The organism is Rhizobacter sp. Root1221 (assembly GCF_001425785.1).
Classification (GTDB): Bacteria; Pseudomonadota; Gammaproteobacteria; order Burkholderiales; family Burkholderiaceae_C; genus Rhizobacter.
Map to the genome: position 1 here is coordinate 16,660 of NZ_LMDI01000041.1, position 17,992 is coordinate 34,651.

A 17,992-nucleotide genomic window follows, 5' to 3' on the forward strand; every position below is an offset into this window, starting at 1 on the left:
CGATTGTATGCGGCAGCCGCGGGCTCGGACCATCCTGGAGCCCGGGAGGTTCCCCCAGATGGTGGCAATCCGCGCCTGCGCACAGTGTGCACACAGGTCACCCCCAGGTTATCCACAGAATGGATCACGAGAGCGCTGACCAGGCGCATGGAACGAACCCGACTTCGCCAGGGAACGGGCTCGGGCTTCGCGTCCGGCCAACCGCCGCGGGATGACGAAACCGCCGCCCCCGATAGGCCGCGCACAATGCAAAACGCCGACCCAATGGGCCGGCGTTTTGACTTGAACTTGGTTGCGGGGGCTGGATTTGAACCAACGACCTTTGGGTTATGAGCCCAACGAGCTACCAGACTGCTCCACCCCGCGACTGAGCCTTCGACTATAGCACAGCTTTGGGATGTCGTCACTCATTTAAAGAAGCGACGTCGTGTCAGCACCAGGGCCACGTAGTAGCCGCCCGCGGCATACGCCAGCAGCACGGCGATCGGAAGCCATGGCTGGGCCGGCCACTCACCAATGATCAGGGGCCGAACGAGTGCCACGGCGTGTGTGAGCGGCAGCACCTGGGCGATCCACTGCAGCGGCGTGGGCATCTGCGAGATGGGGAAGTACACGCCCGACATGAACGTCATCGGGGTCATCACGAGGGTGAAGTAGTACGTGAAGAAGTCATAGCCCCGGGCCAGCGCGTTGAACACGAGCGCGATGGCCGCGAAGGTGAGGCCCACGAGCCAGAGCACGGGCAGCGCGAGCAGCATCGTGGGTTCGCGGCTGATGCCCAGGACAAACAGCACCACGAGGATGGCTGCCACGGTGAACATCGACTTCATGGCCGCCCACAGCAGTTCGGCGAACACGATGTCGTCGAGCGCGATGGGGGCATTCATGATGCTCTCCCAGGTCTTTTGCACCTCCATGCGCGAGTAGGCCGAGTACAGACCCTCGAACGTGGCCGCCAGCGCGCAGCTGACGGCGAGACTGCCCGACGCGAGGTACACGATGTACGGCAGCCCCTCCACTTGCCCGATCATGGATCCGAGGCCGTAGCCGAAGGCGACGAGCGTGATCAACGGCTCGGCGATGTTGCCGATCACGCTGGGCACGGCCAGCTTCTTCCACACGAGCAGGTTGCGCAGCACTACCGGCCAGAAGCCGCGGGTGAGCTGGGGGGAGGCATACATCGACACGAGCATGGTCGGGGCTTTCAGTCGTCGCGGATCTGGCGGCCGGTGAGCTTGAGGAAGAGGTCCTCGAGGTTGGCGGGGCGGTGCAGCACACGCAGGTTCTTGTGGGCGCCGAGCGCCTGGAGCAGCGGCGCCGGGTCGCTGAGGTAGAAGAACACCGTTTCGCCGCGGGTCTCCACCCGTTGCGCCCACTGCGCATGGCTGGATGCGATCACGAGCGCGCCGTCACCATAGACCTCCACCACATCGCGCTCGAGGTGCTCGGCGATGAGCCCGCGCGGTGTGCCTTCGGCGATCTTGCGGCCATGGTCGAGCACGAGCAGGCGGTCGCACAACCGTTCGGCCTCGTCCATGAAGTGCGTGGTCAGCAGGATGGCCTTGCCCTGCTGCAGCAGGTTCTGCAGCCGCTCCCACATCACGTGGCGGGCCTGGGGATCCAAGCCGGTGGTGGGTTCGTCGAGCAACAGCAGCTGCGGGTCGTTGATGAGCGCGCGGCCCAGGCTCAGGCGCCGCTTCATGCCGCCGGACAGTTCACCGGGCCGGGCATTCGCCTTGGACTGCAGCGCTGCGAACTCGAGCAGCTTCGGGATGCGCTCGTTGATGACCGCGTGGGGCAGTCCGAAGTAGCGGCCGTAGACGCGCAGGTTCTCGGCGCAGCTGAAGTCGGGGTCGAGGCTGTCGAACTGGGTCACCACCCCCATGCGCTTCTTCGCCTCGCGCACCTGTGCGGGAATGGGAAGGCCAAAGGCCTCGATCTCGCCGCCATCCGGGCCCACGAGGCCCAGGCACATCCGGATCGTGGTGGTCTTGCCGGCGCCGTTCGGGCCGATCACGCCCAGGCATTCACCTGGCTGGATCTCGAGCGACAGGTCATTGACGACGGTGTTGTCGCCGAAGGCCTTGCGCAGGTTGGTGATGCGAAAAATCGGTTCAGGCATGTGGACGCAGTGTGCCAAAGGAACTCATGGAGCGCCCAGACTTGCGGGTTAGCCCTCACGACACGACCTGGCGATTCGCGCGGCCGCCCCACAAACAGGAAGGGCCAGCATCTGCTGGCCCTTCGGCATTGGAACCGTGTCGAGGATTACTCGGCGGCGGTGTCGTCAGCGGCTTCGGTGGGTTCCGGACGGTCCACCAGTTCGACGAAGGCCATGGGGGCGTTGTCGCCCACGCGGAAGCCCATCTTCAGGATGCGGGTGTAGCCGCCCGGGCGTGCCTTGTAGCGCGGGCCCAGTTCGTTGAACAGCTTCGTGACGACGTCACGGTCACGGGTGCGGTCGAAAGCCAGGCGGCGGTTGGCCAGCGTGGGTTCCTTGGCGAGCGTGATCAGCGGCTCGACGACGCGGCGGAGTTCCTTGGCCTTCGGGACCGTGGTCTTGATGGCTTCGTGCGTCAGCAGCGAGTTCGTCATGTTGCGCAGCATCGCCAGGCGGTGCGACGAGGTGCGGTTGAGTTTGCGGAGGCCGTTACGGTGGCGCATGGTGCATTCCTTTTTGAGTTTGAAACCGGCAGCCGTGTCAGGTACTGCCGGGGCACCGGGTGGCACGAGGCCACCCAGGGATTGGGTCCTGCTTGCGCAGGCCCGGGAGAGCGATTATCGCTTGTCGAGACCTTGCGGCGGCCAGTTCTCGAGGCGGGCGCCGAGGGTCAGGCCACGCGAGGCCAGAACTTCCTTGATCTCGTTCAACGACTTGCGGCCGAGGTTCGGGGTCTTCAGGAGTTCGGTTTCGGTGCGCTGGATCAGGTCGCCGATGTAGTAGATGTTTTCGGCCTTCAGGCAGTTGGCCGAACGCACCGTCAGTTCGAGCTCGTCGACCGGGCGCAGCAGGATCGGATCGAACTGCGTGCTGCGTTGGGCCGGCTGGTCGAAGGCGGCGATTTCGCTGCCTTCCAGCTGGGCGAACACGGCAAGCTGTTCGACGAGGATCTTCGCCGACGCGCGGATCGCTTCTTCCGGCGTGATGGCGCCGTTGGTCGCGATTTCCATCACGAGCTTGTCGAGGTCGGTACGCTGTTCCACACGGGCGCTTTCGACCGTGTAGCTCACGCGGGACACCGGCGAGAACGACGCGTCGAGCACGATGCGGCCGATGGACTTCGTGGGCTCGTCACCGAAACGGCGCATGTTGCCCGGCACGTAACCACGGCCCTTCTCGACCTTGATCTGCATGTCGAGCTTGCCGCCTTGCGCCAGGTGGGCGATGACGTGCTCGGGGTTGATGATCTCGACGTCGTGCGGCGTCTGGATGTCGCCGGCCGTGATCGGACCTTCGCCTTCCTTGCGCAGCACCAGCGTCACTTCGTCGCGGTTGTGCAGACGGAACACCACGCCCTTGAGGTTCAGCATGATGTGGACCACGTCTTCCTGCACACCGTCAACGGTGGAGTACTCGTGGAGCACACCGGCGATGGTGACTTCCGTGGGCGCATACCCGACCATCGACGAGAGCAGCACGCGACGCAGCGCGTTGCCCAACGTGTGACCATAACCACGCTCGAACGGCTCGAGGGTGACCTTGGCGCGGTTGCCGCCGAGCGGCTCCACATTGATGGCTTTGGGTTTGAGCAAGTTTGTTTGCATGAGGTCTTTCTTTCAATACCCTCGGCTCGTTACACCGATAAGGCTGAGGGACCAACCGGAGCGGCTGGCACCGCTGCCGAACGAGGAAAACACAATCGGCCGCGTTCCGTTGCCCCTCGCAAGGGGCAACGAAACCGCGGCCAGCGCCAACGATCAGCGCGAGTACAGTTCGACGATCAGGGCTTCCTTGACGTCGGACGCGAATTCGTCGCGGTCCGGCGTCTTCTTGAACACGCCTTCGAGCTTGCTGGCGTCCACCTGGACCCAGGCCGGCATGCCATGCGACTCGGCCAGCTTGACGGCGTCGACGATGCGCAGCTGCTTCTTCGACTTCTCGCGCACGGCGACCACGTCACCCACCTTGACCTGGTAGGAGGCGATGTTCACGACTTGACCGTTCACGGTGATCGCCTTGTGCGACACCAGCTGACGGCCTTCGGCACGCGTAGAGCCGAAGCCCATGCGGTACACGACGTTGTCGAGGCGCGATTCCAGCAGCATGAGCAGGTTGGCGCCGGTGTTGCCGCGGCGGCGTTCTGCTTCGGCGAAGTAGCGGCGGAACTGACGTTCCAGCACGCCGTACATGCGCTTGACCTTCTGCTTTTCACGCAGTTGCAGACCGAAGTCCGAGGTGCGCGTGCCAGAGGTGCGGCCGTGTTGGCCGGGCTTCGCTTCGAACTTGACTTTGTCGCCGATGGGGCGGCGGGCGCTCTTCAGGAAGAGGTCGGTGCCTTCGCGGCGGGCGAGTTTGCCAGTGGGGCCGAGATAACGTGCCACGTGAATTCCTTTTTCAATCTGACGCGTGCGTGGGGCAGGCCCCGGTGCTCGCGCGAGTCTGGCGCGTGTTGTTGTGGTCGCTCAGACGGTGGGCTTAGTGAAACCTTGCGGCTTCAACGGAACCGCCGGCAAGCACACGAGGTGATTGCCGGCGAAGGGAAACGCTGAACGATCAGATGCGACGACGCTTTTGCGGACGGCAGCCGTTGTGCGGAACCGGGGTCACGTCCGAGATCGAGTTGATCCGGATGCCCAGCGACGCCAGGGCGCGAACCGACGACTCGCGACCCGGGCCAGGGCCCTTGATCTTGACGTCGAGGTTCTTGATGCCTTGTTCCTGAGCGGCGCGACCGGCCACTTCGGCAGCCACCTGGGCAGCGAAGGGGGTCGACTTGCGCGAGCCCTTGAAGCCTTGGCCACCGCTGGAAGCCCAGGACAGGGCGCCGCCTTGGCGGTCGGTGATCGTGATGATCGTGTTGTTGAACGATGCGTGAACGTGGGCAATGCCGTCGGCAACGTTCTTGCGGACTTTCTTGCGCACGCGTTGAGCGGCGGTGTTCGGTGCTTTAGCCATATCGACCTTCTCTCAAATCACTTCTTGACCACGCCAGACTTGCGCGGACCCTTGCGGGTGCGGGCATTCGTCTTGGTGCGTTGGCCACGAACGGGCAGGCCACGGCGGTGGCGGAAACCGCGGTAGCAACCGAGGTCCATCAGGCGCTTGATGTTGATGGACATCTCGCGGCGCAGATCGCCCTCGATCGTCATGCGACCGATTTCTTCACGGATCTTTTCCAGATCGCCGTCGGTCAGGTCCTTGACCTTGCGCTCGAACGGAACGCCACATTGGGTGCAGATCTTCTGCGCCGTGGTGCGGCCAATCCCGTAGATGGCGGTCAGACCGATCTCGGTGTGCTTCTGGGGCGGAATGTTGATACCAGCAATACGTGCCATGTGCGTCCTCTATTCGCTATGTCGAAGGCGATCAGCCTTGGCGCTGCTTGTGGCGCGGATCGGTGCAGATCACGCGGACCACACCCTTGCGACGGATAACTTTGCAGTTCCGGCACATCTTTTTGACTGATGCAGCAACTTTCATGCTCTTCTCCTAGGCCCTTTTTCAGACCGCTTCAACAATTCAATACTCGTGATCCACAGGCACCCAGCCCGACCGGATCACCTGGGGGCTCACTTCGCCCGAAACACAATCCGCGCCCGGCTCAGATCGTACGGTGTCAATTCCACCGTGACCTTGTCGCCCGGCAGGATCCGGATGTAGTGCATCCGCATCTTTCCCGAGATATGACCGAGTACCACGTGCCCATTTTCCAGCTTCACACGAAACGTCGCATTCGGTAGATTCTCCAGAATCTCACCTTGCATCTGAATGACGTCGTCTTTCGCCATGCGGGTAGCTTCGTGTTCGTCGGTACTCGTTCAGCTCACTGCCGTCCGAGGGCTCGGGCCCTCAGCTGGACTTGAAACTCGCCTTCTTCAGCAGAGACTCATACTGCTGGCTCATCACGTACGACTGCACTTGAGCCCAGAAGTCCATCGTCACCACCACCAGGATCAGCAGCGACGTGCCACCGAAGTAGAAGGGAACGTTGTACTTCAACACCAGGAACTCAGGCAGCAGACAAACCGCCGTGATGTACACCGCACCTGCCAACGTCAGGCGCGAAAGGATTCGGTCAATGTGGCGAGCGGTCTGATCACCCGGCCGGATGCCCGGGATGAACGCACCACTCTTCTTCAGGTTGTCCGCGGTCTCACGGCTGTTGAACACCAGGGCCGTGTAGAAGAAGCAGAAGAACACGATCGCGGCGGCGTACAGCATCACGTAGATCGGCTGGCCAGGCGACAACATGCCGGCGATGTCCTTCAGCCAGCGAAGGCTGTCGCCCGTGGCGAACCAACCCACGATGGTGGCCGGCAGCAGGATGATCGACGACGCGAAGATCGGCGGGATCACGCCCGACATGTTCAGCTTCAGCGGCAGGTGCGACGACTGGCCGCCATACACCTTGTTGCCCACCTGGCGCTTCGCGTAGTTCACGAGGATCTTGCGTTGACCGCGCTCCACGTAGACCACGGCATAGGTCACTGCCACCACCAGCACCGCGATGAACAGGAACACCGGCGAGCTCATTGCACCCGTGCGCACCAGCTCGAACAACCCGCCGATGGCGCCAGGCAGACCCGCTGCGATGCCACCGAAGATCAGGATCGAGATGCCGTTGCCGAGGCCACGCTCGGTGATCTGCTCACCAAGCCACATCAGGAACATCGTGCCGGCCACCAGGCTGACCACCGCGGTGAGGCGGAAGCCGAAACCGGGTTCGATCACCAGGCCAGCCGAGCTTTCGAGCGCGAGCGCAATGCTCAGCGATTGGAAGAGCGCGAGGCCCAGCGTGCCGTAACGCGTGTACTTCGTGATCTTGCGGCGGCCGGCTTCGCCTTCCTTCTTCAGCGCTTCGATGCTGGGCACGACATAGCCCATCAGCTGCATGATGATCGATGCCGAGATGTACGGCATGATCCCGAGCGCGAAGACGGTGAAGCGCGACAACGCACCGCCGGAGAACACGTTCAGCAGGCTCAGGATGCCGCCTTGCTGACCTTTGAACATCTGCTGCAGGGCGACCGGATCGATGCCGGGCACGGGGATGTGCGCACCGATGCGATACACCACCAGTGCGAGCAGCAAGAACACAAGCCGGCGACGCAGGTCGCCGAACTTGCCACTCTTGGCCAGCTGATTCGGGTTGGTTGCCACTGAAGCAGGTCCTGTGGAACGCGATTAAGCCAGCGAGCCGCCGACGGCCTCGATGGCAGCCTTGGCGCCAGCGGTGGCGCCGATGCCCTTGAGCACGACCTTCTTGGTCAGTTCACCGGTCTTGATGACCTTGACGACCTTGGCGATCTCGCCCACGAGCTTCGACTGCTTCAGCACGAGCACGTCGACTTCGTCGAGGCCCAGCGCTTCCAGGTCGCCCAGCGTGATTTCAGCGTTGTACTTCAGCAAGGCCGACTTGAAGCCACGCTTCGGCAGACGACGCTGCAGCGGCATTTGACCGCCTTCGAAGCCGACCTTGTGGTAGCCACCGGCACGGGACTTCTGACCCTTGTGGCCGCGACCTGCGGTCTTGCCCAGGCCCGAACCGATCCCGCGACCGACACGGCGCTTGGCGTGCTTGGCGCCAGCTGCCGGTTTGATGGTATTGAGTTCCATGTTCTTTTCTCCGCTCAGAGCACTTTGACCAGGTACGAGACCTTGTTGATCATGCCGCGAACGGCGGGCGTGTCTTCGAGTTCAGATTCGCTGTTGAGCTTGCGCAGGCCCAGACCACGCACCGTGGCACGGTGCGATTCGCGGGTGCCCGCAATGCTGCGCACCAGCTTGATCTTGACGGTGGCGCCGCTCTTGGCGTTTTGTTTGTCAGTCATTGCAATTCTCCGGACGGGCCGCTCAGCCGATGATTTCTTCGACCGTCAGACCACGCTTGGCGGCGATGTCCGCCGGGGTGTGCGTGTTCTTCAGCGCGTTCAGCGTGGCGCGAACGAGGTTGTACGGGTTCGGCGAACCGAGGCTCTTGCAAACGATGTCGGTCACGCCCATCACTTCGAAGACAGCGCGCATCGGGCCGCCGGCGATGATGCCGGTACCTTCGGGAGCGGGCATCATCAGGACGTGCGAAGCGCCGTGCTCGCCGACCACCTTGTGGTGGATGGTGCCGTTCTTCAGCGACACCTTGACCAGGTTGCGGCGAGCCGATTCCATGGCCTTCTGCACGGCGACGGGAACTTCCTTCGCCTTGCCCTTGCCCATGCCGATGCGGCCATCGCCGTCACCGACCACGGTCAGCGCAGCGAAGCTCAGCGTGCGACCACCCTTCACCACCTTGGTGACGCGGTTCACCGCGATCATCTTTTCCTTCAGGCCGTCGTCATTGCCTTCGGTCTGGGCACGGGGTTGAAACTTTGCCATTTCGAATTCCTTTAGAACTGCAGACCGGCTTCACGGGCAGCGTCGGCCAGGGCCTTGACGCGGCCGTGGTACGCAAAGCCTGCGCGGTCGAATGCAACCTTCTCGACGCCGGCAGCTTTCGCCTTTTCGGCGATGCGCTTGCCGATCACGACGGCGGCGGCCACGTTGCCACCCTTGCCGGCGGCGCCCAGTTCCTTGCGGACATCGGCTTCGGCGGTGGAGGCGCTGGCCAGCACGCGCGCGCCGTCATCGGAGATGACGCTGGCGTAGATGTGCAGGTTCGTGCGGAAGATGGTCAGGCGGGCAACGCGTTGCTTGGCAATGCGTGCACGGGTCTGGCGGGAGCGGCGAACGCGCTGATCTTTTTTGTTCAACATGTCATGCGCTCCTTACTTCTTCTTGGTCTCTTTGATCGTGACCTTTTCATCCGCGTAGCGGATGCCCTTGCCCTTGTAAGGCTCGGGAGGACGGATCGCACGGACCTCGGCGGCGATCTGGCCCACGACCTGGCGGTCGGAACCCTTGATCACGATTTCGGTTTGCGTCGGGCAGGCGACCGTCACGCCAGCAGGCATGTCTTTCGCGACCGGATGCGAGAAACCGATTTGCAGGTTCAGCTTCGAACCAGCGGCGGCAGCACGGAAACCCACGCCGACGAGCGTCAGCTTCTTTTCGAAGCCCTTGCTCACGCCGTTGACCATGTTGGCCACCAGGGCGCGGTACGTGCCCGACAACGCATCGGCTTCCACCGAGTCGTTGGCCGGCGCGAACAGCAGCTTGCCACTGTCATTCTTGACCGTCACCAGCGAGTTGACCGGGCGCACGAGCGTGCCAGCCGAACCCTTGACAATGATTTGTTCAGCCGTGATCGTCACTTCCACACCTTGTGGCAGCACGATCGGCATTTTTCCTACGCGGGACATTCTTTCTACCCCTTCCTTAGGCGACGTAGCAAAGCACTTCGCCGCCGATACCGGCTTGGCGTGCTTTGCGGTCGGTCATCACGCCCTTTGGCGTGGTGACGATGGCCACACCCAGACCGTTCATCACGTTCGGAATGTCGTGGCGGCCTTTGTAGATGCGCAGGCCGGGACGGCTCACGCGCTCGATGCGCTCGATGACCGGACGGCCAGCGTAGTACTTCAACGCCACTTCGAGTTCGGGCTTGGTGGGCTCACCGCGCACGGCGAAGTTCTCGATGTAACCCTCGTCCTTCAGGACCTGGGCAATGGCCACCTTCAGCTTCGACGACGGCAGACGCACCGTGGCCTTCTGGACCATTTGTGCGTTGCGGATGCGGGTCAGCATATCGGCGATAGGATCACTCATGCTCATACGGATATCTCCTGATCGTCGTGCCGATTACCAGCTGGCCTTGACAACACCCGGAATGTCGCCCTTGAAGGCGAGTTCACGGATCTTGTTCCGGGCCAGGCCGAACTTGCGGAACGTGCCGCGCGGACGCCCGGTCAGTTCGCAGCGGTTGCGCTGGCGGGTGGGGTACGCATTGCGGGGCAGCTTCTGCAGCTCGAGACGGGCAGCGTAGCGCTCCTCGTCGGTCTTCTTGGCGTCGTTTGCGATGCCCTTGAGTTCCGCGTACTTCTTGGCGTACTTGGCAACCAGCTGGGCGCGCTTTTCTTCGCGCTGAATGAGGGAAGTTTTAGCCATGGGCCGCCTCAGTTCTTGAACGGGAATTTGAAGGCCGCGAGCAGTGCCTTGCACTCCTCGTCGTTCTTCGCCGACGTCGTGATGCTGATGTTCAGACCACGCAGCGCATCCACCTTGTCGTACTCGATCTCGGGGAAGATGATCTGTTCTTTGACGCCGATGTTGTAGTTGCCACGGCCATCGAACGAGCGACCGGAGATACCACGGAAGTCACGAACGCGCGGCAGGGCGATCGTCACGAAGCGGTCCAGGAATTCGTACATCTGGACGCCACGCAGCGTGACCATGCAACCGATGGGCACGCCGTCACGAATCTTGAAGCCGGCAATGGCTTTCTTCGACTTCGTGACCACGGGCTTCTGGCCGGCGATCTTGGTCAGGTCGCTCACGGCGTGTTCCATGACCTTCTTGTCCGACACCGCCTCGCTCACACCCATGTTGAGCGTGATCTTGGTCAGGCGCGGCACTTCCATGCTGGACTTGTAGCCGAACTTCGCAGTGAGGTCGGCCACCACTTTGTCGCGGTAGAACTGTTGCAGACGAGCCATGACGGACCTCTTATGCCTTGATTTCTTCGCCGCTCGACTTGAAGACGCGAACCGCCTTCTCTTTCGTCTTGCGGGACTGCTGGTCAGCGTCGCTCAGCAACTTGAAACCGACGCGGTCGGCTTTGCCGGTGGCCGGGTTGTAGATGGCGACGTTGGACTGGTGAATCGACAAGGTCTTGTCGACGACGCCACCGGTCGTACCCTTCATGGGGTTCGGCTTGACGTGCTTCTTCACCACGTTCACGCCCTCGACGACGATGCGATCTTCGTCGACGCGTTGCACGACTGCGCCACGCTTGCCTTTGTCGCGACCTGTCAACACGATGACTTGGTCGCCTTTGCGAATCTTGTTCATAAGCTGTCCTTCAACCGGCTCGATGCTGACCTGTAGGCCCGGCGAATTAGAGAACCTCGGGGGCCAGCGACACGATCTTCATGAAGCGCTCGGTACGCAGTTCACGCGTGACCGGGCCGAAGATGCGGGTGCCGATGGGCTCGAGCTTGGCGTTGAGGAGAACGGCGGCATTGCCGTCGAACTTCACCAGCGAGCCATCCTGGCGGCGAACGCCCTTGGCGGTACGCACAACCACTGCGCTGTAGATTTCGCCCTTCTTGACGCGGCCACGCGGCGCAGCTTCTTTGATGCTGACCTTGATGACGTCGCCAATACCGGCGTAACGACGCTTGGAACCGCCGAGCACCTTGATGCACATGACGGACTTCGCACCAGTGTTGTCCGCGACATCAAGCCGCGATTGCATTTGAATCATGTTCAGTCCCCAACTTGGCCACAAACGCTTTCATGACCATCATGAAAGCCGCTGCGATCAGTCTTGGGCCCGTCAGATCACCTCGAGGAGGATCACTGTTTGGGCGGAGCCGACGCCGACATGCACCGTGCGTGGGGCAAGTACAGCAGCCCAACTGATGCAGCCGGAAATTCGGCGAAGCTTTGGATTGTGCACCGGCGCGATAGAGATGTCAACACTCTTTCGCATCCGATGTGAGGGCAGGCGCCAAGGGGCGCCCGCCGCCAGGTCACGCCCTGAGGGCGCGGGCCTGCTTGAGGATCGTGTCGGCGTCGCTCACCTCGAACTTGCCCGGGGCCTCGATGTTGAGCGTCTTCACCACGCCGTCGACCACCAGCGCCGAGTAGCGTTGCGAACGCACGCCCATGCCGCGGGCGGTCAGGTCGAGCGTCAGGCCGGTGGCCTTCGTGAAGTCGGCGCTGCCGTCGGCCATCATGCGCACGGCGCCCGCGGCCTTCTGCTCGCGCCCCCAGGCGCCCATCACGAAGGCGTCGTTGACCGAGACGCACCACACCTCATCGACACCGGCGGCCTTCAATTCGGCGGCGCGCTGGATGTAGCCCGGCACGTGCTGGGCAGAACAGGTGGGGGTGAATGCGCCGGGCAGCGCAAACAAGGCCACGGTCTTGCCGGCAGCGGTCTTTTCAATGTCGAAACTGTTGGGGCCAAGCGAGCAACCATCGCCCTCGACCTCGATGAACTCCTGCAGCGCGCCCGCGGGCAGCTTGTCTCCGACTTTCAGCATGATGATCTCCTCGATCCAGAATGAAAAACGGCCGGACACCGATTGCTCGGCGTTCCGACCGTGATGATGCCGCTTGCCGCGGAAGTCCCCTCGAAGAGGTTTCCCGCAGCGCGGCGCCGATCAGACCTCGCGGGCCTTCTCGACCAGACGGGTGACCGTCCAGGCCTTCGTCTTCGAGATCGGACGGCATTCCGAGATCTCGACGACGTCGCCCATCTTGTACTCGCCCTTTTCGTCGTGGGCGTGGTACTTGCTGGTCTTGGCAACGATCTTGCCATACAGCTCGTGCTTCGTGCGACGCTCGATCAAGACCGTGATGGTCTTGCTGCGCTTGTCGCTGACCACGCGACCGATCAGGGTGCGCGTGTTCTTTTCAGTGGCTTGCGTGGCGTTCATTTCGCGGCCTCCTTCTTCTTCTGGGCCAGGATGGTCTTGGCGCGCGCGATGTCACGACGGGTGTTGCCCAGCGTCGTGTGGTTGGTCAGCTGTTGCGTGGCCTTCTGCATGCGCAGGCCGAAGTGGGCCTTCAGGAGGTCAGCGACTTCCTTTTCGAGGCCAGCGACGTCCTTGGCGCGGAGTTCAGATGCTTTCATGTCGTTCTCCGTGTGGGCTCAAGCGCCCACTTGGCGGGACACGAAGACCGTGCTCAGCGGCAGCTTGGCCGAAGCCAGCTTGAACGCCTCACGAGCCAACTCTTCAGGCACGCCGTTGATTTCGTAGAGCACCTTGCCGGGCTGAATTTCAGCGACGTAGTACTCCGGGTTGCCCTTGCCGTTACCCATCCGGACTTCGGCGGGTTTCTGCGAGATGGGCTTGTCCGGGAAGATGCGGATCCAGATGCGGCCGCCGCGCTTCACGTGACGCGAAATCGCGCGACGAGCTGCTTCGATCTGGCGGGCCGTGATGCGGCCGCGCTCGGTGGCCTTCAGGCCGAAGTCGCCGAACGAAACGGCAGCGCCACGGGTGGCGACGCCGGTGTTACGACCCTTCTGTTCCTTGCGGTATTTTCTGCGTGCGGGTTGCAGCATGCTTATTCTCCTTTGCCTTCGCCGCCAGGCGCAGCGTCAGGGCCCGGGGCCTTGCGCACGCGCTTCACGGCGGCGGTCTTCGCGTCGCCAGCGGCAGCTGCGGGGGCTGCGCCATCACGGGGACCACGGTCGCCACCAGGACGGCCACGGCCACCCGGAGCGCCCGGACGGTCGCCAGGACGCGCGTTGCGGCGCGGGCGGCGATCTTCCTCGGCACCCGGAGGCGTCACGATGCCAGGCGCTTCGCCGTTGGCAAGGCGGTCACCGCGGTAGACCCAGCACTTCACACCGATGATGCCGTACGTCGTCTTGGCTTCGGAGAAGCCGTAGTCGATGTCAGCCTTCAGGGTGTGGAGGGGCACGCGGCCTTCGCGGTACCACTCGCAACGTGCGATTTCGATGCCGTTCAGGCGGCCCGACGACATCAGTTTGATGCCTTGGGCGCCCAGGCGCATCGCGTTCTGCATGGCGCGCTTCATCGCGCGGCGGAACATGATGCGCTTTTCCAGCTGCTGCGTGATGCTGTCGGCGATCAGCTGTGCATCGACTTCAGGCTTGCGCACTTCTTCGATGTTGACAGCCACCGGCACGCCAAGGCGGCGGGTCAGTTCGGCCTTCAGGTTTTCGATGTCCTCGCCCTTCTTGCCGATCACGACGCCCGGACGTGCCGAGAAAATCGTGATGCGGGCGTTCTTGGCGGGGCGCTCGATCAGGATGCGCGACACGGCCGCGCTCTTGAGCTTGGCCTTCAGGTACTCGCGCACCTTCAGGTCTTCGGCCAGCATGGTGGCGAAGTTGGCGTTCGACGCATACCAGCGCGACGCCCAATTGCGCGTCACCGGCAGGCGGAACCCGGTTGGGTGAATCTTTTGTCCCATGGTCTGTGCGCCTCAGTTGCCGACGGTGATGTAGATGTGGGCGGTGGGCTTGCTGATGCGGTTGCCGCGGCCTTTGGCACGGGCAGAGAAACGCTTCAGCGTGGCACCTTGTTCCACAAAGATCGTCTTGATCTTGAGCTCATCGATGTCGGCGCCGTCGTTGTGCTCGGCGTTGGCGATCGCGGACTCCAAGGCCTTCTTGATGATGCCGGCAGCCTTCTTGGGGGTGAACGTCAGGATGTTGAGCGCCTGGTCCACCTTCTTGCCGCGGACGAGGTCAGCCACCAGCCGACCCTTGTCGGCAGAGAGGCGGACGCCGCGAACGATTGAACGGGTTTCCATCGTCATTCCTTATTTCTTGGCCTTCTTGTCGGCCGGGTGCCCCTTGAACGTGCGGGTCAGCGCAAATTCACCGAGCTTGTGGCCGACCATCTGGTCGGTGATGTACACGGGGACGTGTTGCTTGCCGTTGTGCACGGCAATCGTCACACCGATGAAATCGGGAAGGATGGTCGACCGGCGCGACCAGGTCTTGATCGGCTTCTTGTCCTTGATCGCAACTGCCTTCTCGACCTTGGCCTGAAGGTGGTGGTCGACGAACGGACCTTTTTTGAGCGAACGGGTCATTGTGGCGGCCCCTTACTTCTTGCGACGCGAAACGATGAACGTCTGCGTGCGCTTGTTGTTGCGAGTGCGGTAGCCCTTGGTCAAGGTGTTCCACGGCGACACAGGCGCTTGGCCTTCACCGGTACGACCTTCACCACCACCGTGCGGGTGGTCCACCGGGTTCATGGCAACGCCACGGACCGTCGGACGGATGCCCTTCCAGCGGATGGCACCGGCCTTGCCGTATTGGCGCAGGCTGTGCTCTTCGTTCGACACTTCACCGATGGTGGCGCGGCAGTCGATGTGGATCTTGCGGACCTCACCCGAGCGCAGGCGAACCTGGGCGTACGTGCCTTCGCGGGCCAGCAGCGTGGTCGACGTGCCCGCCGAACGCGCGATCTGGGCACCCTTGCCAGGCAGCAGCTCGATGCAGTGGATGATCGAACCCACCGGAATGTTGCGGATCGGCAGCGTGTTGCCAGCCTTGATCGGCGCTTCGGCGCCGCTCAGGACGGTGGAACCCACTTCAAGACCGCGCGGGGCGATGATGTAGCGGCGCTCGCCGTCGGCGTAGCACACCAGCGCGATGTGAGCCGTGCGGTTCGGGTCGTACTCGATGCGTTCGACCTTCGCGGGGATGCCATCCTTGTTGCGCACGAAGTCGACGACACGGTAGTGGTGCTTGTGACCACCGCCCTTGTGACGGATCGTGATGTGACCGTTGTTGTTACGGCCAGCGTGCTGGAATTGCGGCTCCAGCAGCGACGCTTCAGGCTTGCCCTTGTGGAGGTGCTTGTGCACCACCTTCACCACGGCACGGCGGCCGGGCGACGTCGGTTTGACTTTGATGACGGCCATTACGCGGCCTCCCCGGAGAAGTTGAGCTCCTGGCCAGCCTTCAGCGACACGTACGCCTTCTTGACGTGGTCGCGGCGGCCGATGGAACGGCCGAAGCGCTTGACCTTGCCCTTTTGCACGACGGTCTGAACGGACTCGACTTCGACCTTGAACAGCAGTTCAACGGCGGCCTTGATTTCAGGCTTGGTCGCGTCGCGCAGGACCTTGAACAACACCTGGTTGTTCTTCTCGGCAACGGAAGTGGCTTTTTCGGAAACGATCGGTGCCACCAGCACCTGGGCCAGACGGCCCTCATCATGCTTCACGGTGCTCATCCCAGCATCTCCTTGAGTTGCTCGATCGCACCCTTGGTCACCAGCACCTTCTTGTAGTGCACGAGCGACAGCGGATCGGCGTAACGCGGCTCGACCAACAGCACGTTGGCGAGGTTGCGCGAAGCCAGCAGCAGGTTGTCGTCGAGCTGGTCGGCGATCACCAGCACCGAGTCGAGGCCCATGGCCTTGAGCTTGGCGGCCAGCAGCTTGGTCTTCGGCGCGTCGATGGTCAGCGAGTCAACCACGGCCAGACGGCCTTCGCGGGCCAGCTGCGAGAAGATCGCGGCCATGCCGGCGCGATACATCTTCTTGTTGACCTTCTGCGAGAAGTTTTCGTCGGGCATGTTCGGGAAAATCCGACCACCCCCACGCCACAGCGGCGACGACGTCATACCGGCGCGGGCGCGGCCCGTGCCTTTTTGGCGCCACGGCTTTTTCGTGCTGTGCTTGACTTGTTCGCGGTCCTTCTGGGCGCGCGTGCCTTGGCGAGCATTCGCCTGGTACGCAACGACGACCTGGTGGACCAGCGCTTCGTTGTAGTCACGGCCGAACACGGTGTCCGGCGCATCGACCTTCGACGAAGCCTGACCTTGTTCGTTCAGGAGCTCGAGCTGCATCAGTTGGCTCCTTCTTTCTTGGCCTTGGCCTTGACCGCGGGGCTGACGACGACGTGGCCGTTCTTGGCACCCGGCACGGCGCCGCGCACCAGCAGCAGCTGGCGGGCTTCGTCGATGCGAACGATGTCGAGGTTCTGGATGGTCTTGGTCACGTCACCGCGCTGGCCAGACATCTTCTTGCCCGGGAACACGCGACCCGGATCCTGGGCCATCGAGATGGAGCCCGGCACGTTGTGCGAACGGCTGTTGCCGTGCGACGCGCGCTGCGAGCCGAAGTTGTGACGCTTGATCGTGCCGGTGAAGCCCTTGCCGATCGAGGTGCCTTGCACGTCGACGAGCTGGCCCACGGCGAACGTGGTCACGGGGATCTGTGCGCCCGGCTTGAAGCCGGCAGCGACGTCAGCCGCAACACGGAATTCCTTCAGGACTTCGCCAGCTTCGACACCTGCCTTGGCGAGGTGGCCGGCTTCCGGCTTGCTGACGCGGGATGCCTTGCGGGCACCGAACGCCACCTGGACGGCAGCGTAGCCGTCGGTCTCTGCGGTTTTAACCTGGGTCACGCGGTTGTTGGACACGTCGAGCACAGTCACAGGCACGGCGTCGCCGTCGTCCGTGAAGATGCGCATCATGCCCACCTTGCGGCCCAGCAATCCGAGACGATTGCTAAGACTCATGGTTTTTCTCCAGCCCCTTGCGGAGCCTTTGTTTCACATACCCGACATCGATTGGTCGGGCTGACTTGATGGCGTGACCCTTGCGGATCCGCCAAATGGATTTCGCAACCCACGAGTTTTCACCCGTGGATTGCGGAAAGCCTGCGAGTGTAGCAGATGGCGCGCGCATTGCAACGCACGCCCCCTGCGGGCACCTGCCTTACTGCAGCTTGATCTCGACGTCGACGCCGGCCGGCAGGTCGAGCTTCATCAGCGCGTCCACGGTCTTGTCGGTGGGGTCGACGATGTCCATCAGGCGCTGATGGGTACGGATCTCGAACTGGTCGCGCGACGTCTTGTTGACGTGCGGCGAGCGCAGGATGTCGAAACGCTGCATGCGCGTGGGCAGCGGCACGGGACCGCGGACGATGGCGCCGGTGCGCTTGGCGGTTTCGACGATTTCGAGGGCCGATTGGTCGATCAGCTTGTAGTCGAATGCCTTCAGGCGGATGCGGATCTTTTGCTTTTGCATGATGTTTCCTTAAAGAGCGATGCGGTTCGCCAGCAAGGCGAACCGCCATGAGAAGACCGGAGCCGGCAGCAGCGCCGCCGGCAGGGCCCCATCACACAAAGTCGATCAGGCGATGATCTTGGCAACCACGCCGGCGCCGACGGTGCGGCCACCTTCACGGATGGCGAAGCGCAGGCCTTCTTCCATCGCGATCGGGTTGATCA

At 62.8% G+C, this 17,992-nt stretch carries 32 protein-coding genes, 1 tRNA gene and 1 pseudogene; all 34 read right to left on the reverse strand.

What is annotated here, in order from left to right; genetic code table 11:
- Positions 1 to 289: 289 nt before the first annotated feature.
- Positions 290 to 366 (reverse strand) — tRNA-Met (locus tag ASC87_RS23620).
- A 41-nt stretch (positions 367 to 407) separates the two neighbouring features.
- Positions 408 to 1,181 (reverse strand): ABC transporter permease, encoded by a 774-nt coding sequence (locus ASC87_RS23625; protein WP_369820786.1) that lies wholly within the window; start codon positions 1,179 to 1,181, stop codon positions 408 to 410.
- A 23-nt stretch (positions 1,182 to 1,204) separates the two neighbouring features.
- The gene (locus tag ASC87_RS23630) at positions 1,205 to 2,122 is read right to left on the reverse strand and encodes an ATP-binding cassette domain-containing protein (RefSeq protein WP_056668458.1); all 918 of its coding nucleotides are present in this window, start codon (positions 2,120 to 2,122) and stop codon (positions 1,205 to 1,207) included.
- A gap of 146 nt (positions 2,123 to 2,268) precedes the next feature.
- Entirely contained in the window at positions 2,269 to 2,664 is a 396-nt protein-coding gene (gene rplQ / locus ASC87_RS23635) for a 50S ribosomal protein L17 (protein ID WP_056668461.1), read from the reverse strand.
- Between the two features lie 114 nt (positions 2,665 to 2,778).
- A complete protein-coding gene (gene rpoA / locus ASC87_RS23640) occupies positions 2,779 to 3,765 on the reverse strand; it encodes a DNA-directed RNA polymerase subunit alpha (protein WP_056668464.1) in 987 nt (328 codons plus the stop codon).
- Between the two features lie 153 nt (positions 3,766 to 3,918).
- A complete protein-coding gene (gene rpsD, locus ASC87_RS23645; RefSeq protein WP_056668467.1) occupies positions 3,919 to 4,542 on the reverse strand; it encodes a 30S ribosomal protein S4 in 624 nt (207 codons plus the stop codon).
- A gap of 172 nt (positions 4,543 to 4,714) precedes the next feature.
- Positions 4,715 to 5,116, reverse strand: a complete 402-nt coding sequence (gene rpsK / locus ASC87_RS23650; RefSeq protein WP_056668469.1) for a 30S ribosomal protein S11 — start codon at positions 5,114 to 5,116, stop codon at positions 4,715 to 4,717.
- A 17-nt stretch (positions 5,117 to 5,133) separates the two neighbouring features.
- On the reverse strand, positions 5,134 to 5,496 hold the full coding sequence (rpsM, locus tag ASC87_RS23655; RefSeq protein ID WP_056668472.1) for a 30S ribosomal protein S13: 363 nt from the start codon (positions 5,494 to 5,496) through the stop codon (positions 5,134 to 5,136).
- A 31-nt stretch (positions 5,497 to 5,527) separates the two neighbouring features.
- Positions 5,528 to 5,641 carry a 50S ribosomal protein L36 gene (rpmJ, locus tag ASC87_RS31055; protein WP_011830995.1) on the reverse strand — a complete coding sequence of 38 codons (114 nt, stop codon included), beginning with the start codon at positions 5,639 to 5,641 and terminating at the stop codon, positions 5,528 to 5,530.
- Positions 5,642 to 5,730: 89 nt separating this feature from the next.
- Complete coding sequence (gene infA, locus ASC87_RS23660) at positions 5,731 to 5,949, reverse strand: translation initiation factor IF-1 (protein ID WP_009855680.1); 219 nt, start codon at positions 5,947 to 5,949, stop codon at positions 5,731 to 5,733.
- A gap of 61 nt (positions 5,950 to 6,010) precedes the next feature.
- Positions 6,011 to 7,321, reverse strand: a complete 1,311-nt coding sequence (gene secY / locus ASC87_RS23665; RefSeq protein ID WP_056668476.1) for a preprotein translocase subunit SecY — start codon at positions 7,319 to 7,321, stop codon at positions 6,011 to 6,013.
- Positions 7,322 to 7,345: 24 nt separating this feature from the next.
- Complete coding sequence (gene rplO / locus ASC87_RS23670) at positions 7,346 to 7,777, reverse strand: 50S ribosomal protein L15 (protein WP_056668479.1); 432 nt, start codon at positions 7,775 to 7,777, stop codon at positions 7,346 to 7,348.
- A gap of 14 nt (positions 7,778 to 7,791) precedes the next feature.
- A complete protein-coding gene (rpmD, locus tag ASC87_RS23675; RefSeq protein WP_056668481.1) occupies positions 7,792 to 7,992 on the reverse strand; it encodes a 50S ribosomal protein L30 in 201 nt (66 codons plus the stop codon).
- Positions 7,993 to 8,014: 22 nt separating this feature from the next.
- Positions 8,015 to 8,533: a 30S ribosomal protein S5 gene (gene rpsE / locus ASC87_RS23680; RefSeq protein ID WP_056668484.1), complete on the reverse strand. Its 519-nt coding sequence runs from the start codon at positions 8,531 to 8,533 to the stop codon at positions 8,015 to 8,017.
- Positions 8,534 to 8,544: 11 nt separating this feature from the next.
- Positions 8,545 to 8,910 carry a 50S ribosomal protein L18 gene (gene rplR, locus ASC87_RS23685; protein WP_056668486.1) on the reverse strand — a complete coding sequence of 122 codons (366 nt, stop codon included), beginning with the start codon at positions 8,908 to 8,910 and terminating at the stop codon, positions 8,545 to 8,547.
- A 12-nt stretch (positions 8,911 to 8,922) separates the two neighbouring features.
- Positions 8,923 to 9,456 carry a 50S ribosomal protein L6 gene (gene rplF, locus ASC87_RS23690; protein WP_056668489.1) on the reverse strand — a complete coding sequence of 178 codons (534 nt, stop codon included), beginning with the start codon at positions 9,454 to 9,456 and terminating at the stop codon, positions 8,923 to 8,925.
- 16 nt (positions 9,457 to 9,472) lie between these two features.
- Positions 9,473 to 9,868, reverse strand: a complete 396-nt coding sequence (gene rpsH, locus ASC87_RS23695; RefSeq protein WP_056668492.1) for a 30S ribosomal protein S8 — start codon at positions 9,866 to 9,868, stop codon at positions 9,473 to 9,475.
- A gap of 27 nt (positions 9,869 to 9,895) precedes the next feature.
- Positions 9,896 to 10,201 (reverse strand): 30S ribosomal protein S14, encoded by a 306-nt coding sequence (rpsN, locus tag ASC87_RS23700; protein WP_056668495.1) that lies wholly within the window; start codon positions 10,199 to 10,201, stop codon positions 9,896 to 9,898.
- Between the two features lie 8 nt (positions 10,202 to 10,209).
- On the reverse strand, positions 10,210 to 10,749 hold the full coding sequence (rplE, locus tag ASC87_RS23705) for a 50S ribosomal protein L5 (RefSeq protein WP_056668498.1): 540 nt from the start codon (positions 10,747 to 10,749) through the stop codon (positions 10,210 to 10,212).
- Positions 10,750 to 10,759: 10 nt separating this feature from the next.
- Positions 10,760 to 11,104, reverse strand: a complete 345-nt coding sequence (gene rplX / locus ASC87_RS23710; RefSeq protein ID WP_056668501.1) for a 50S ribosomal protein L24 — start codon at positions 11,102 to 11,104, stop codon at positions 10,760 to 10,762.
- Between the two features lie 46 nt (positions 11,105 to 11,150).
- Positions 11,151 to 11,519: a 50S ribosomal protein L14 gene (gene rplN, locus ASC87_RS23715; protein WP_056668504.1), complete on the reverse strand. Its 369-nt coding sequence runs from the start codon at positions 11,517 to 11,519 to the stop codon at positions 11,151 to 11,153.
- 268 nt (positions 11,520 to 11,787) lie between these two features.
- A complete protein-coding gene (locus ASC87_RS23720; protein ID WP_056668543.1) occupies positions 11,788 to 12,303 on the reverse strand; it encodes a peroxiredoxin in 516 nt (171 codons plus the stop codon).
- 120 nt (positions 12,304 to 12,423) lie between these two features.
- The gene (gene rpsQ / locus ASC87_RS23725) at positions 12,424 to 12,699 is read right to left on the reverse strand and encodes a 30S ribosomal protein S17 (protein ID WP_056668507.1); all 276 of its coding nucleotides are present in this window, start codon (positions 12,697 to 12,699) and stop codon (positions 12,424 to 12,426) included.
- Entirely contained in the window at positions 12,696 to 12,896 is a 201-nt protein-coding gene (gene rpmC, locus ASC87_RS23730; protein WP_056668511.1) for a 50S ribosomal protein L29, read from the reverse strand. Before rpmC ends, rpsQ begins: the two co-directional genes overlap by 4 nt.
- A gap of 18 nt (positions 12,897 to 12,914) precedes the next feature.
- Positions 12,915 to 13,331 (reverse strand): 50S ribosomal protein L16, encoded by a 417-nt coding sequence (rplP, locus tag ASC87_RS23735; protein ID WP_056668514.1) that lies wholly within the window; start codon positions 13,329 to 13,331, stop codon positions 12,915 to 12,917.
- A 2-nt stretch (positions 13,332 to 13,333) separates the two neighbouring features.
- Entirely contained in the window at positions 13,334 to 14,209 is an 876-nt protein-coding gene (gene rpsC / locus ASC87_RS23740) for a 30S ribosomal protein S3 (RefSeq protein WP_056668518.1), read from the reverse strand.
- Between the two features lie 12 nt (positions 14,210 to 14,221).
- Positions 14,222 to 14,551 carry a 50S ribosomal protein L22 gene (rplV, locus tag ASC87_RS23745; RefSeq protein ID WP_056668521.1) on the reverse strand — a complete coding sequence of 110 codons (330 nt, stop codon included), beginning with the start codon at positions 14,549 to 14,551 and terminating at the stop codon, positions 14,222 to 14,224.
- A gap of 9 nt (positions 14,552 to 14,560) precedes the next feature.
- A complete protein-coding gene (gene rpsS / locus ASC87_RS23750; RefSeq protein ID WP_056668524.1) occupies positions 14,561 to 14,836 on the reverse strand; it encodes a 30S ribosomal protein S19 in 276 nt (91 codons plus the stop codon).
- Between the two features lie 12 nt (positions 14,837 to 14,848).
- Positions 14,849 to 15,673 carry a 50S ribosomal protein L2 gene (rplB, locus tag ASC87_RS23755; protein ID WP_056668527.1) on the reverse strand — a complete coding sequence of 275 codons (825 nt, stop codon included), beginning with the start codon at positions 15,671 to 15,673 and terminating at the stop codon, positions 14,849 to 14,851.
- Complete coding sequence (gene rplW / locus ASC87_RS23760; protein ID WP_056668530.1) at positions 15,673 to 15,987, reverse strand: 50S ribosomal protein L23; 315 nt, start codon at positions 15,985 to 15,987, stop codon at positions 15,673 to 15,675. Before rplW ends, rplB begins: the two co-directional genes overlap by 1 nt.
- The gene (gene rplD / locus ASC87_RS23765) at positions 15,984 to 16,604 is read right to left on the reverse strand and encodes a 50S ribosomal protein L4 (protein ID WP_056668532.1); all 621 of its coding nucleotides are present in this window, start codon (positions 16,602 to 16,604) and stop codon (positions 15,984 to 15,986) included. Before rplD ends, rplW begins: the two co-directional genes overlap by 4 nt.
- Positions 16,604 to 17,278, reverse strand: coding sequence for a 50S ribosomal protein L3 (rplC, locus tag ASC87_RS23770; protein WP_056668535.1), 675 nt, complete (start codon positions 17,276 to 17,278; stop codon positions 16,604 to 16,606). The genes rplD and rplC overlap by 1 nt, the downstream gene beginning before the upstream one ends.
- Positions 17,279 to 17,477: 199 nt before the next feature.
- A complete protein-coding gene (gene rpsJ / locus ASC87_RS23775) occupies positions 17,478 to 17,789 on the reverse strand; it encodes a 30S ribosomal protein S10 (protein WP_056668538.1) in 312 nt (103 codons plus the stop codon).
- 105 nt (positions 17,790 to 17,894) lie between these two features.
- Positions 17,895 to 17,992 (reverse strand): annotated as a pseudogene (locus ASC87_RS31060) (elongation factor Tu); the annotation flags it as partial.

Bases quoted from the DNA above. Each gene is read 5' to 3' on its own strand.
- rpsH (WP_056668492.1), bottom strand. From the start codon at position 9,868: ATGAGCATGAGTGATCCTATCGCCGATATGCTGACCCGCATCCGCAAC.
- rplB (WP_056668527.1), bottom strand. From the start codon at position 15,673: ATGGCCGTCATCAAAGTCAAACCGACGTCGCCCGGCCGCCGTGCCGTG.
- rplO (WP_056668479.1), bottom strand. From the start codon at position 7,777: ATGGAACTCAATACCATCAAACCGGCAGCTGGCGCCAAGCACGCCAAG.
- rplR (WP_056668486.1), bottom strand. From the start codon at position 8,910: ATGTTGAACAAAAAAGATCAGCGCGTTCGCCGCTCCCGCCAGACCCGT.
- rplE (WP_056668498.1), bottom strand. From the start codon at position 10,749: ATGGCTCGTCTGCAACAGTTCTACCGCGACAAAGTGGTGGCCGACCTC.
- rplQ (WP_056668461.1), bottom strand. From the start codon at position 2,664: ATGCGCCACCGTAACGGCCTCCGCAAACTCAACCGCACCTCGTCGCAC.
- infA (WP_009855680.1), bottom strand. From the start codon at position 5,949: ATGGCGAAAGACGACGTCATTCAGATGCAAGGTGAGATTCTGGAGAAT.
- rplP (WP_056668514.1), bottom strand. From the start codon at position 13,331: ATGCTGCAACCCGCACGCAGAAAATACCGCAAGGAACAGAAGGGTCGT.
- rpoA (WP_056668464.1), bottom strand. From the start codon at position 3,765: ATGCAAACAAACTTGCTCAAACCCAAAGCCATCAATGTGGAGCCGCTC.
- rpsC (WP_056668518.1), bottom strand. From the start codon at position 14,209: ATGGGACAAAAGATTCACCCAACCGGGTTCCGCCTGCCGGTGACGCGC.
- ASC87_RS23630 (WP_056668458.1), bottom strand. From the start codon at position 2,122: ATGCCTGAACCGATTTTTCGCATCACCAACCTGCGCAAGGCCTTCGGC.
- rpmD (WP_056668481.1), bottom strand. From the start codon at position 7,992: ATGACTGACAAACAAAACGCCAAGAGCGGCGCCACCGTCAAGATCAAG.
- rpsQ (WP_056668507.1), bottom strand. From the start codon at position 12,699: ATGAACGCCACGCAAGCCACTGAAAAGAACACGCGCACCCTGATCGGT.
- rplV (WP_056668521.1), bottom strand. From the start codon at position 14,551: ATGGAAACCCGTTCAATCGTTCGCGGCGTCCGCCTCTCTGCCGACAAG.
- rplC (WP_056668535.1), bottom strand. From the start codon at position 17,278: ATGAGTCTTAGCAATCGTCTCGGATTGCTGGGCCGCAAGGTGGGCATG.
- rplF (WP_056668489.1), bottom strand. From the start codon at position 9,456: ATGTCCCGCGTAGGAAAAATGCCGATCGTGCTGCCACAAGGTGTGGAA.
- rplN (WP_056668504.1), bottom strand. From the start codon at position 11,519: ATGATTCAAATGCAATCGCGGCTTGATGTCGCGGACAACACTGGTGCG.
- rpmJ (WP_011830995.1), bottom strand. From the start codon at position 5,641: ATGAAAGTTGCTGCATCAGTCAAAAAGATGTGCCGGAACTGCAAAGTT.
- rpsS (WP_056668524.1), bottom strand. From the start codon at position 14,836: ATGACCCGTTCGCTCAAAAAAGGTCCGTTCGTCGACCACCACCTTCAG.
- ASC87_RS23625 (WP_369820786.1), bottom strand. From the start codon at position 1,181: ATGTATGCCTCCCCCCAGCTCACCCGCGGCTTCTGGCCGGTAGTGCTG.
- rplW (WP_056668530.1), bottom strand. From the start codon at position 15,987: ATGAGCACCGTGAAGCATGATGAGGGCCGTCTGGCCCAGGTGCTGGTG.
- rpsK (WP_056668469.1), bottom strand. From the start codon at position 5,116: ATGGCTAAAGCACCGAACACCGCCGCTCAACGCGTGCGCAAGAAAGTC.
- ASC87_RS23720 (WP_056668543.1), bottom strand. From the start codon at position 12,303: ATGCTGAAAGTCGGAGACAAGCTGCCCGCGGGCGCGCTGCAGGAGTTC.
- rpmC (WP_056668511.1), bottom strand. From the start codon at position 12,896: ATGAAAGCATCTGAACTCCGCGCCAAGGACGTCGCTGGCCTCGAAAAG.
- rpsJ (WP_056668538.1), bottom strand. From the start codon at position 17,789: ATGCAAAAGCAAAAGATCCGCATCCGCCTGAAGGCATTCGACTACAAG.
- rpsE (WP_056668484.1), bottom strand. From the start codon at position 8,533: ATGGCAAAGTTTCAACCCCGTGCCCAGACCGAAGGCAATGACGACGGC.
- rpsN (WP_056668495.1), bottom strand. From the start codon at position 10,201: ATGGCTAAAACTTCCCTCATTCAGCGCGAAGAAAAGCGCGCCCAGCTG.
- rpsM (WP_056668472.1), bottom strand. From the start codon at position 5,496: ATGGCACGTATTGCTGGTATCAACATTCCGCCCCAGAAGCACACCGAG.
- rplX (WP_056668501.1), bottom strand. From the start codon at position 11,104: ATGAACAAGATTCGCAAAGGCGACCAAGTCATCGTGTTGACAGGTCGC.
- rplD (WP_056668532.1), bottom strand. From the start codon at position 16,604: ATGCAGCTCGAGCTCCTGAACGAACAAGGTCAGGCTTCGTCGAAGGTC.